Origin of the sequence: Desulfocurvibacter africanus subsp. africanus DSM 2603 (assembly GCF_000422545.1) — a bacterium.
Classification (GTDB): Bacteria; Desulfobacterota; Desulfovibrionia; order Desulfovibrionales; family Desulfovibrionaceae; genus Desulfocurvibacter; species Desulfocurvibacter africanus.
On the sequence record NZ_AULZ01000001.1, the window covers coordinates 78,786 to 91,125 of the forward strand.

At 64.3% G+C, this 12,340-nt stretch carries 9 protein-coding genes; 7 read left to right on the forward strand and 2 right to left on the reverse strand.

Translation table 11 applies throughout. The annotated features are described in order from the left end of the window. Nucleotides 1-18 precede the first annotated feature (18 nt). The 4 genes from H585_RS0100355 to fliD are packed head-to-tail and all read left to right on the forward strand — an operon-like array spanning nt 19 to nt 7,021. On the forward strand, nt 19-1,617 hold the full coding sequence (locus tag H585_RS0100355; RefSeq protein ID WP_027366293.1) for a flagellar hook protein FlgE: 1,599 nt from the start codon (nt 19-21) through the stop codon (nt 1,615-1,617). 57 nt (nt 1,618-1,674) lie between these two features. Further along, entirely contained in the window at nt 1,675-3,765 is a 2,091-nt protein-coding gene (flgK, locus tag H585_RS0100360; protein WP_027366294.1) for a flagellar hook-associated protein FlgK, read from the forward strand. A 12-nt stretch (nt 3,766-3,777) separates the two neighbouring features. Continuing rightward, complete coding sequence (gene flgL, locus H585_RS0100365) at nt 3,778-5,256, forward strand: flagellar hook-associated protein FlgL (RefSeq protein ID WP_027366295.1); 1,479 nt, start codon at nt 3,778-3,780, stop codon at nt 5,254-5,256. 19 nt (nt 5,257-5,275) lie between these two features. Beyond that, the gene (gene fliD / locus H585_RS0100370) at nt 5,276-7,021 is read left to right on the forward strand and encodes a flagellar filament capping protein FliD (protein ID WP_027366296.1); all 1,746 of its coding nucleotides are present in this window, start codon (nt 5,276-5,278) and stop codon (nt 7,019-7,021) included. A gap of 21 nt (nt 7,022-7,042) precedes the next feature. Here fliD and H585_RS0100375 read toward each other — a convergent pair whose 3' ends face one another. After that, nucleotides 7,043-7,288, reverse strand: coding sequence for an anti-sigma factor family protein (locus H585_RS0100375; protein WP_014258583.1), 246 nt, complete (start codon nt 7,286-7,288; stop codon nt 7,043-7,045). A gap of 245 nt (nt 7,289-7,533) precedes the next feature. On the opposite strand from H585_RS0100375, the gene H585_RS0100380 reads away from it, so the two are divergent. Beyond that, entirely contained in the window at nt 7,534-10,695 is a 3,162-nt protein-coding gene (locus H585_RS0100380; protein ID WP_027366297.1) for a UvrD-helicase domain-containing protein, read from the forward strand. A 92-nt stretch (nt 10,696-10,787) separates the two neighbouring features. Here the strand turns inward: H585_RS0100380 and H585_RS23435 are convergent, their stop codons facing one another. Beyond that, on the reverse strand, nt 10,788-10,943 hold the full coding sequence (locus H585_RS23435; protein ID WP_169432892.1) for a hypothetical protein: 156 nt from the start codon (nt 10,941-10,943) through the stop codon (nt 10,788-10,790). A gap of 59 nt (nt 10,944-11,002) precedes the next feature. On the opposite strand from H585_RS23435, the gene cbiR reads away from it, so the two are divergent. Further along, nucleotides 11,003-11,824 (forward strand): cobamide remodeling phosphodiesterase CbiR, encoded by an 822-nt coding sequence (cbiR, locus tag H585_RS0100385; RefSeq protein ID WP_027366298.1) that lies wholly within the window; start codon nt 11,003-11,005, stop codon nt 11,822-11,824. After that, nucleotides 11,821-12,324 carry a bifunctional adenosylcobinamide kinase/adenosylcobinamide-phosphate guanylyltransferase gene (locus tag H585_RS0100390; RefSeq protein WP_027366299.1) on the forward strand — a complete coding sequence of 168 codons (504 nt, stop codon included), beginning with the start codon at nt 11,821-11,823 and terminating at the stop codon, nt 12,322-12,324. The genes cbiR and H585_RS0100390 overlap by 4 nt, the downstream gene beginning before the upstream one ends. The last annotated feature ends 16 nt before the right edge of the window (nt 12,325-12,340 follow it).

A 12,340-nucleotide genomic window follows, 5' to 3' on the forward strand; every position in this document is an offset into this window, starting at 1 on the left:
TAATAAAGGAGAACCAGCATGGGTCTTTCCAATTCCATGTGGACCGCCATATCGGGCCTGACGTCCCACAGCGAGTCCATGTCCGTCATCGGCAACAACCTGGCCAACGCCAACACTTTGGGCTTCAAGAGCGGCACGGTGCACTTCGAGGACATGTTCTACTCGCAGCTGTCCACGGCCAGCGGTTTCGACCAGGTCGGCCACGGCTCGCGCGTGAGCACCATCTACACCAACTACACCCAGGGCCCGCACGAAGCCTCCTCCGAATCGACGCACGTGGCCCTGGGCGGCAAGGGAATGTTCGTGGTCACCAACAAGACCAGCGGCTCGACCTACTATACCCGCGCCGGCAACTTCACCTTCAACCAGAACGGCTATCTGACCGACCCCAACGGCTACGTGGTCCAGGGCTGGAAGGCCGCCGACGGCTCGTCCGACGGCAAGGTCACCACCGTGGGCTCCCTGAAAGACATCCGCCTGGAAAGCTACCAGTCGCCGCCCAAGGCCACCGAAAAAGTACGCTTGGCCAGCAACCTGGACCTGAACAGCGACGACAACTCCGTGGACCCGACCAATCCGTTCTTCTCGCTCTTCACGAACTGGGACGGCACGGCCGAGACACCCCTGGGCGACGATCGTTACGCCTACCAGACGACCATCAAGGTCTACGACGAGGGCGGCACGGCTCACGACTTGACCGTCTACTTCGATCCCGTGGACGCGGCGTCCATGGCTGCGGACCCGAACGGCAAGCGCGTCTTCGAGTACGTAGTCACCTGTGATCCAGCGCAGGACGGCCGGACTCTTGCCGACGGCACGCAGCTCAACACGACTTCGTCCGCGGGCATGCTCATGACCGGCACCATCACCTTCGACGGCTCGGGCAACATGGTCGGCATGAACGCCTTCACGCTCGATTCCGCCGCAACAGGCTCCACCGTTTCGGCTCTGTCCAGCTGGGTGCCAGCCGAGCTGTCGGACAATGGCATGCCGACCCTGACGGCCAACTTCACTGGTCAGCCGAACGCCAGCTTCACCACGGATGCCGACGCACTGCCCATCGAGATCGATTTCGGCCTGTCCGATAAAACCAACGTAGGCTGGAATATTCCTGCCGGCGTGACCAGCGCCGCTAACGTGGGCACCGACTTCACCCTGCTGCCCAACTACGACACGCCCGACCGTTCGGCCACGGCCTTCACCAGCTACGACGAGTCCTCCACTTCGACAGTGCAGACCCAGGACGGCTACGCGCCGGGCTTCCTGCAGGATATCTCGGTCAACGACGACGGCGTGGTCTCGGGCCAGTACTCCAACGGCCAGATCATCGACCTGTTCGTGCTGGCCGTGGCGGATTTCGACAACTACCAAGGCCTCAAGCAGGAAGGCGGCAACCTCTTCTCCGAGACCACCGAGTCGGGCATGGCCCGCACGGGCACGGCCAACGTCGGTGGCCGCGGAGACATCGCCTCGGCCACCCTGGAGCAGTCCAACGTGGACATGTCCACGGAGATGGTGCGCCTGATCACCATCCAGCGCGGCTTCCAGGCCAACGGCAAGGTCATCACCACCACGGACACGCTCATGGGCGAGGTCATCAACCTCAAGCGCTCGTAGCGGTTAGGGCGGGAGCGCCTGACGGCGCTCCCGCATCGAGCCACGGAGGCCCAAGCCATGATATCGAATCTGTACTACATAGGCGCCAACGCGCTGCTCAACTACCAGACAGCCATCAACGTCACCGGCAACAACATGGCCAACGCCGAGGTGGCGGGCTACTCGCGCCGCACCGTGGACTTCGCCACGCGCACCACCACCGACAAATACTATGGCCAGGTGGGCAACGGCTCCATCATCCAGGCCATCCGGCGCAACTACGACAGCTACCTCGAAGACCAATACCTGGGCCAGTCCGCCGACAGCACCTACTGGTCTACGGTGACATCCAACTGTACGGCCATCGAATCACTGTTCGTACAGGTGGAGGACGACGGGCTGTCCGCGGTGCTGGACTCGCTGTGGACCGGCTTCGAGGCCCTGCCCTCGGACCCGGGCGGCACGGCCAACCGCACCGAACTGCTCGGCACGGCCGAGAGCCTGACCGGCATGCTCAACGACCTGTACGCTGACATGCGCAGAGAAGAAGAGCGCATGAATGCCGAGATCCGCGATCAGGTCAATGAGGTCAACGACATCCTGGGGCAGCTCGCCGAGGTCAACAAAGGCCTAGTGGCCCATCCCGAAAACGCGGGACTGCAGGATAAGCGCTCCACCTTGCTGACCGATCTGGCCGAATACGTGGACATCCGCACCATCGAACAGGAGGACGGTCAGATCACGGTTCAAACCCTGGAGGGCCAGACCCTGGTGGACGGCTCCAAGGCCTACTCCTTCACGGTGCAGGGCCCCCGGGCCACGGCCTCGCTCACTACGACCTCGGGCTTCGACGGAGCCGTCTATTTCGAGGGCTCGTCGAGCAACGAGCTGCGGATCGAGTTCCTTACCTCGGGCGATACGTCGGGCGGGGCTGGAGCCGCGACCTTCAAGGTCTCCACGGACGGCGGCAAGACCTGGCTCAGCAACGATGACGGCAGCGTGCAGACCTTCACGGCCGGTGATATCGACCATCAGGTGGAGGTCGACGGCCTGTCCATCTGGTTCGGAGACTCCTCGGACTCCAGCATTCCAGCCACAACGAACATCGAGGCGGGCGACCGCTTCAACGTGGTGCCCAAGACCGGCGTATACTGGGTCAAGACGACCTCGAACATGGTCAACGTCACCCCCCTGGAGGACGCGTCCAACCGTCTGTCAGGCGGCAGCCTGGCCGGTTTGCTGGCCTCGCGCGACGAATACCTGGGCGAGGCCCAGGAGCGCATGGACGCCCTGGCCGCCTCGCTTATCTGGGAGGTCAATTACGCCCACAGCCAGGGCGCGGGCCTGTCTCACCACCAATCCCTGCTCGGCACCTACGAGGCCGAGTACACGGACCGGGCCCTGAGCGAAAGCGGTCTGTCCTTCGCCGACCGGCTGACCGGCGGCAGCCTGTCCTTCGCGCTCTACGACGAAGACACGGGCGAGGCCCTGGGCATCACCAGCGTGGACTTCAGCGGCGTGACCGCCACGGACGGCAACACCTACTCCACCTTCGACCCGAGCGTGCATAGCCTGGAAAACGTGCGCGACGCCATCGACGACACCTTCCCCGGCCAGCTCACGGCCAGCATCACCGACGGCAGACTCATGCTCGCGGCCGAGGACGGCTACGAATTCGAGTCCGCCGGAGACTCCACAGGGCTGTTGGCGGGCCTGGGGCTGAACACGTTCTTCACGGGCGACGACCTGGAGTCCATCGCCGTCAACCCCGAGCTGCTGGCCAATCCCGGCCGCGTGAACTCGGCCCACGTCAACGGCGCGGGCGAGGTCAACCAGGGCGACGGCACCACGGCCCTTGCTCTGGCCGCCTTGCGCGACACGGAGATAACCCTGAGCACGACCGACTGGTCCATGCAGGGCTCCCTGAGCGAATGCCTGGCCACCCTGGTATCCAAGGTGGGCGGCGACAAGGCCATGGCCAAGACCAACTTCGAGGTATCCTTCGCCCTGGCCCAGGATCTCTACGAACGCCAGCAGTCGGTGGCGGGGGTCAACGTCAACGAGGAAGTGGTGAACCTGACGAGATTGCAGGACGCCTACGACGCCGCGGCCAAGCTCATCACCACCGCCAACGAGATGTTCGAGACCGTGCTCTCGCTCAAGGATTAGGAGGATAATCTCATGCGCATCTCGACCTCCATGATCTACGACAACGCCATCCTCAACATGAACAAGTCCCTGGCGGACTATGTCGGCCTGAGCGAGCAGAACGCCTCGAAAAAGCGCATCAACCGCCCCTCGGACGACCCGTCCGGCATGCGCAACGTGCTGACCTCGCGCACGCTGCTCAGCGAGATCGCGCAGCGCCAGGAGAACCTGGACACGGCCAAGGGCTGGCTGTCCGCCGTGGACGACGCCATCGAGAGTTCCAGCACGCTGGTCACGCGCCTGGAGGAGCTGGCTCAGCAGGCCTCCACCGGGACTCTTTCGGCCGAGCAGCGCAGCATGATCGCCCTGGAAGCCCGCGAGATCTACGAGGAGCTGGTGCGTCTGGCCAACACGGAATTCAATGGCGATCACGTGCTTGCCGGGCACAAGACCGACAGCCCAGCCTTTGAAACCTGCCTGTGGGCCACGGTGGACGATGACACTCTGGGCCAGGACGCCGTGGTATCCGTCAGCGGATCGTCGGCCATGAGCATCAAGGTCCAGTTCACCTCCGCGGGCACGGTCGGCACCGACGCTCTGACCTACCGCTACTCCATGGACGGCGGCAACACCTGGATCGACGCCACGCTGGCCGCGGGCGATACGGAGCTGGACCTGGGCGGCGTTCAGGTGGGGCTGGCCGCCGGTTCCGTGGTCTCGGCCAACACGGGTGTCGACGACGACACGAGCGGAACCATCCTGTTCGTGCGGCCTGCGGCGCAGTACCTTGGCGACGACAACGACACATCCCCGGTGAGTCTGTCCGGCACGTCGCAGGTGAGCGCCACGGCCCAAGGCTACTTCTCCGGCGACGTGCTCGTGCGTTTCGACAGCGACGCCAACATCTCCGGCACGCTGGACTACTCCTACAGCACCGACGGCGGCCACTCCTGGGTCACGGCCCAGACCGCCACGGGCGGGGTGCTGGCCGTGCCCGGCGGATACGTGGAACTCACGGCCGCTCCCTCGGGCGACGTGTATTCGGGGGATATTCTTTCCGTCCGTCCGCATGAGGCCGATATAAAGCTGCCCATCTCGGACACATCCTCGGTGACCGTCAACGCCGTGGGCAAGGACATCTTCGGAGGCCTGTACAACGGCGAGGCCGCCGGCGACCCGGACAGCAACCTGCTGGAGATCGCGGGCGAGCTCATCGGCTACATGGAGTTCAACCAGCGCGACGCCATCGGCGACTCGCTGGAAAAGCTGAAGTCGGCCCATGAGCAGTTGACCAGCGCCGCCGGAGAGATCGGCGGCAGGATCAACCGCGTCGAACTGGCCCAGACCTCCCTGACCCTGGAGAAGGATCGCGCCGAAACCTTCCTGAGCGCCGTGGAGGACGTGAACGAGATCCAGCTCAGCGTGGATCTGGCCCGTAGCGAGTATATTTACCAGTCGGTGCTCAGCACCTCTTCGAAAATCCTGAAGTTGAGCCTGCTCGACTACATGTAGACCGCGCAAGGAGCACGCCATGGCAGAATACACTTCCGGCAGCATCAACATCAGCGGGCTTGGCAGCGAGACCGACTGGGATACCATCATCGAGGCGCAGCTCACGGCGGCCAGCTACCGCTACAACCAGATGGATGACTGGAAGTCGGAATGGGAGGAAAAGGCCGAAGCACTGCGCGACCTCAACAGCCTGCTGCTGGCTTATAAGACCGCCTTGTCCGATTTCGACACCTCCACTAAATTCCTGACCAAGGCAGCCACAAGTTCGGATGCGAGCCTGGTGGGCGTGGACGTCGACAGCGATGCGGACTCCGGTTCACACAATGTCGTTGTCGACCAGCTGGCCACCAACGACATCTGGGTGACCGGGACCGGCTTCACGGATACGGCCGAGGCCCTCACCGACACGAACACAACCTTGACCTTCGAGTACGCGGGAGAGGAATACACCCTGGAGGTCGCCGCCGGCACGACCGTGTCCGAGTTCGTGACCCAGTTCAACAGCAATCCGGAAACCAAGGATATGGTGCGGGCCACGCTCATCTCCAACGGCGGCGAATACTACATCCAGTTCAAGGGCATGGACCTGGGCGCTGACAATACGCTGGATTTCAAGGATACGGGCAGCCTGGACTTCACCGCCGCGGACATGGAGCAGACCCAGACCGCCGGCAACGCCAAGCTCAAGGTGGACGGCTGGCCCACGGGCGCGGACGAGTGGATCGAACGGGACACGAACCACATCTCCGATATCGTCGAAGGCCTCACCCTGCATCTGTACGACACGACGTCCGCCGACGGCATAGAGGTGAACATCAAGGTGGACACCGATACCATGAAGGAGAACATCCTGGCGTTCGTGGACTATACCAACCAGGTGCGCGCGGCCATCTCGGAACTGGACGCCTACGACGACTCGACAAGCTCCAGCGACGACGATGATGAGGAGGAGGAGGACAGCTCCGTAGACGTCAGCGGATCGAAAACTGGCCGCGTCCTGAGCGGCAACTACGGCATCGAGATCGTGGAGCAGAACCTCAAGAATCTCGTGTCGTCCACGGCTCCGGGCTTCGCCTATTACGACTCGGAAACCGGTTTGGGCGACAAGTACAGTTCCCTGGCCCAGATCGGCATCACCACCTGCACCGATCAGAACAGCGACAGCTTCGGCCTGCTGGAGGTGGACGAGGATGTGCTGCAGAAAGCGTTGGAAGCCTATCCCGAGGCCGTGGCCGAATTGTTCGCAGCCAACGGCTCCGGCACGACCGATACCAACGAGGTGTCTTTCGTCTCCGCCATCGAGGGCATCACCAGCCCGGGCGAATACGACATCGAATACGAGATCGATAGTGGCACCGGCGAGCTCGTCTCGGCCACCATCAACGGCAACGCGGCCACGATCAGCGGCTGGTCGATCATCGGAGCCGCGGGCACTCCCGAGGCCGGCCTGTCGTTGCGGGTCAACACGCATATCGCCGGCACGCATGAGGCCAGCGCACACGTGAAGCAAGGCCTGATCCCAGCCCTGAGCGCCGAGGTGGCCGAACTCACGAGCACCGAAAACGGCGTGCTAACCATCATCGCGGACAACTACGATGAGATCATCGCCAATACTGAAAAGAAGATGGAGCAGGAACAGAACCGCCTGGATAGGCTGGAACGTGATTTGACAAACCGCTACGCCAAACTGGAAGCCCTTCTCGCTGAACTCGAGGGCGTCCAGGACAATCTTGACGACCTGGTTTCGCAGCTGAGCTCGGATTGATCGGGCGGCGGGGAGCCGCTCTCAGGAATTACGCAGTCTTTTGGCCCTGCCCTTCACCTCGTCGGGCGCGTCGGGCAGGTCGACGCCGAGCAGAGCGCCAAGTTCGGCCACGGCTTCCCTGCAGGCCGCGCATTGGTCCAGGTGGGCTTTGAACCGGTCGCGCTCCTCGGGCGGAAGCCGACCGTCGAGATAGGCCGCTAGGTCCTGCTCATCAGGGCATGCGGCCTGGCTTGCGCCTGGGGTGTGCATCACGCTGTCCTTGCTCAAGACATCTCCTCTCCTGACCAGGCGCCGGCATGGGCCTGAACTCGTAACCTAACCCGCAGAGGTCGCGGCTGGCAAGGCATGCGCCCTTGCGCCCCGCGACGCTGGGGCAGGCGCACAAAGCCCGCACAATTGCCATTCCCTGACTTGATCGTGGCATGCCGTGACGCGCAACCATTGACCTGCGCCGTAAAGCATTGCACAATTCCGCGGATATACGAAACAGCGAACCTTGGGCGGAGATCATCATGGACCGTCAGTTCCGGGCCGACCTGCACGTGCACTCCCGACATTCGCGGGCCACGAGCAAGAGCCTGACCCCACGCCAGCTGGCCGCCTGGGCCCAGGTCAAGGGCCTGACCCTGCTTGGCACGGGCGATTTCACCCATCCCGGCTGGCTGGCCGAGTTGGAGGAAATACTGGAGGAAGACGGCAGCGGGCTGCTTCGTCTGCGCGATCATGCTTGCCTTGAAAGCGAGATACCCTGGATCTCCGGCTTTCGCTACGGCGGACAGACGCGTTTCATGCTCCAGGCCGAGATCAGCTCCATTTACAAGAAGGGCGGCAAGGTCCGCAAGGTGCACAACCTGGTCTACATGCCGGGTCTGGAGCAGGCCAAGCGCCTCAACCGGCGGCTGGCAGAGATCGGCAATCTGGTCTCGGACGGACGGCCCATTCTGGGCCTGGATTCGCGCCACCTGCTGGAGATGGTCCTGGAGACCGATCCACAGGCCTTCCTGGTGCCGGCCCATGTCTGGACGCCCTGGTTCTCCCTGTTCGGCTCCAAATCCGGCTTCGATTCCCTGGAGGAATGCTTCGGGGACCTCGCCGGAGAAATCTTCGCCCTGGAGACGGGCCTATCCTCGGACCCGGAGATGAACTGGCACATCTCGGCCCTGGACCGCCTGCGCATGATCTCCAACTCTGACGCCCATTCAGGTGAAAAGCTGGGCCGCGAGGCCAACCTGTTCTCGGGCGAGCTGGAATACGCCAGCGTCTACCGGGCCCTCAAGGGCGAGGGACTGGGCTCGCGCTTCCTGGGCACGCTCGAATTCTTCCCCGAGGAAGGCAAGTATCACCTGGACGGTCACCGCAACTGCAACGTGGTCCTGGAACCCTCGGAAACTCGCGCGCGCGGCGGGCTGTGCCCCGTGTGCGGCAAACCGCTGACCGTGGGCGTGCTCTCGCGGGTCATGGAGCTGGCCGACAGGCCCCAGGCGCAACAGCCTGCGCGCCAGCCCGGCTTCACGTCCCTGATCCCCCTGGCCGAGATCCTCTCGGAAATCCTGGGCAGCGGACCGTCCACGAAAAAAGTCAGGGCCGCCTATGCCGCCTGCGTGGCCAGCTTCGGCTCGGAGCTTGGCCTGTTGCAGGACGCGCCTGTCGAGGAACTGGAGCGCTGCCAACCGCTGCTGGGCCAGGCCGTGGAGCGCATGCGGCGCGGCGCGGTCATCCGCCAGCCCGGTTACGATGGCGAGTTCGGCGTCATCCGCGTCTTCAGTCCGCGCGAGCTGAGCCAACTGCGCAAAGGCACGTTCCTGGCCGGCCTGGAGCCGAGCGGACAAGGCGAGCCCGCCGGGGACGATGCTCCGGTCGAAAATTTTGGCCCCAATGGTGCGTCCAGGACGCAGGACTCGCCCAAGCCCCTGGAGTTCAACCCCTCACAAAAGAAGGCCCTGCAGGCCGGTCCTGGGCCCGTGCTCGTGCTGGCCGGACCGGGCACGGGTAAGACCCAGACGCTCATGGGCCGCGTGCGCCGTCTGCTGGACGCTGGCGAGCGGCCAGAGCAGATACTGGCCGTGACCTTCACACGCCGTGCCGCCGGCGAGCTGCGCGAAAGACTGGCGGCCCTGAAGCCCGGGGGCGGCGAGCTGCCCCGCGCGGACACGCTGCACGCCCTGGCCTTCGACCGCTGGCGCGAGGCATGGGGCGAATCGCCGGTGCTCATGGACGAGGAATCGGCCTTGCGCCTGTTCGCCGAGGTCAATCCTGAACTTTACGGCGGCCGACTGCGCCGGGCCTGGCAGGCCGTGAGCGTGGCCCGCGAGCGCATGGAGCAGCCTTCGGCCGAGTTGGCCGAGGCCCTGGCGCTCTACGGCAAACAGAAGGAATCCTGGAACCTTGTCGATTACACGGACCTGATCTTCTTCATGGTCGAGCAGATCGAAGCCGCCATCTATGCGCCGCCTTACGCGCACGTGCTGGTGGACGAGGTGCAGGACCTGACGCCGCTGCAATTGCGGCTCGTCACGGCCCTGGCTCCCGAGGGCGGCCGCGGCTTCTTCGCCATCGGCGACCCCAACCAGTCCATCTACGCCTTCCGCGGGGCCGCGCCCGACGCTCGGGCCGCCCTCAAGGCCAAGTGGCCCAAGCTTTCGGTGCTGGCCCTGGAAGAGAACTACCGATCCTGCGCCGAACTGGTGCAACTGGCCGCCCCGCTTTTCCCCGATGCGCCCAGGCTCACCCCGCGCGCTCCCGGCCAGGCCGAGGTACGCCTGTTCGCCGCGCCAACGGCGGCCAGCGAGCTGTCCTGGATCGGTGAACGCGTGCGCGCGCTCATCGGCCCGTCCAGCCACAGCTTGGCCGATGCATCCGAATGCGGCGAACTCTCGCCCGGCCAAGTCGCCGTGCTGGTGCGCTTCCGGCAACTGGCCGAGCCCGTGCGCCGCGTCCTGGACCGCCTGGGCATCCCGGCCTCCGTGCCCGAAACCGAAGCCTTCTGGCGCGAGCCGCGCGTGGCGCTCATCTTGGCCGAGGCCTGCCGTTTCCTGGGCATGGCCTCACCCGGACCGAATCAGGTTTTCCCGGAGGAACAGGACGAGCAGACTGGAAAAATTCCTGAGCTGCCCGAGAAAATTCTTTTCCAAGGCCCACTGGCCCTGTCGGCCTATCTTCAGGAATCCGGCCCGTTCGATCGCTTCTTCTGGAAAAGCAAAGCTTTCCGTGAACTGAGCAAGCAATGGGAGCGCAACGGCGGCTGGATCGGGCTGGTCAACTGGGTGCATCTGCAGTCGGACCTGGAAATGGTGCGCGGCCGGGCCGAGAGCGTTCAAATCATGACTCTGCACGCGGCCAAAGGACTGGAGTTCGAGGCCGTGTTCCTGCCCTGCCTGGAGGATGGCATCCTGCCCTTCGCGGGCTCGGACTTCCTGGCCGGCAAGGCCACGCAGGGCGGTCAGAGCGGGACCAACGGGATGGACGAGGCTGAGGAACGGCGGCTGTTCTATGTAGGACTCACGCGCGCCCGGCGCATGCTGCACCTGAGCCACTCCGGCCGCAGGGATCTGTACGGCAAGGAGCTGCGCCTGCCGGTATCGCGCTTCCTGGCGCATCTGCCCGACGAACTCCTGTGCAAGTCCAGGCTCGTGGCAAACACGGTGAGCCAGGCCGAGCAGCTCAGTCTATTGTAACCGTCTGTTACGTTTCTTGGAATATAATGATGCAGGATGGACGGCGCCTTGTCGTAGTCCGGCTTCGGACAGGCGAGTAACGCCGCGGCCGACTAAAGGGCGCGCGTCAGGATGAGATTATAGAACCAGCGCTCGTACAAACGACATACGCGCATGGCCGTAGGGCCACGAACGCCAGCATCGCGCAGGCGACAAAACACATGCAATGGATTGAACACATGGCGCACCGCAAGTCGCAATCTAGCCATACATCACCCTTCCCCGGAGATGTTCTCCGCAATACAAACCTAGCGCGACCGGAATGCACATGCCTTTAATCAATTTCCTAAAAAAAATAAATAGCCCACGCGCATGCTCGGATGCCGGAGCGGCTTGGCGTCTGGCCGCGCCTTCCGCCGTGTGGCCGGAAGCACTGCCCGGCAACTGCAAGAAGCTGGCCGCCCTTCCAGGACGCCCCGTGGCCGAAGTCGGCCTGTGCCTGTTCGAAACCAAAGCCTGCCTTGAATATGACTTGGACGACCTGCCCGCATGGCTGGCGGAGCTGGGGCTGAGCTTCCACATCCACCTGCCCCTGGACCTGCCCTGGCAGGCCGGCATGCACGAAGTTTCCACGGCCATACGCGGGCTTATAGACAAGGTCGGCTACCTCTCGCCGCGCTGCTTCGTGCTCCATCCGCCCGGCCCGGACCTGCTGCCGGAGGTGGCCGCGCTGTTCCGCGATCTGGACATTGATCCCGCGCGGGTGCTGCTGGAGAACGTGGACGGCCAGGACCTGACAGAGCTGGCTCCCGTCATCGCGTCGGCAGGTTTTTCCATCTGCCTGGACCTGGGCCACATGCTGGCCTTTGGTCAACGGCACATTCTGGACGATCCGCGCCTGACCGGCCGGGTGGCCATGATCCACGCCTACGCTCCCGGCCCGCGCGGGGAGCACAAAAGCCTGGCCCTATTGGACGCCGAAGGATTGGCCGTGCTGGCCCAGTGCCTTACGCTGCTGCCGCCGGACGGGACGCTCATGGTCGAGTGCTTCCGGCCATCGGACCTGCTTTCCTCCCTGCAAGCCCTGGGAGAAATCCTGCCGGAGCTGCTGGACACGAGCACCGCATGCCCCGGGAAGGCGGCGACATGATCGCCCTGATCCTTGGCGGCGAAAAGTCGGGCAAGTCGGACTTCGCCCTGGAGCATCTGCTCGCCGCGCAGGAGCCGAGGCTATTCGTGGCCACGGGCAAGGCCCTGGACCCGGCCTTTCGCGCGCAGATACAACGCCACAGGCAGGAAAGGCCCACGGACATCCCCGTGGCCGAGGCGGGCACGGACCTGGCCGGCGTACTGTCCGCCGCCAAGGGCCGCTACGCCTGCGTGCTGGTGGACGCCCTGGATTTCTGGCTCTTCGCCTGCCGCCAGTCGCCGGACCCGGACGGCCATGTCCGCGCGCTGCTGGCTTGCCTTGATTCCTGGGGGGAAAGTGACATATTCTTGGTCTCTGCGGAGATTGGCCTCGGCCCCATTGCCGCCACGAGCGAGACGCGGGCCTTCGTGAGAGCCTTGGGCGAATTGAACCGGGCCGTGGCCAAACGGGCCGACAAAGCCTGGCTGGTGGCCGCCGGGCTTCCGCTGCAACTTAAATAGGCCGAGCGGCCCAAAG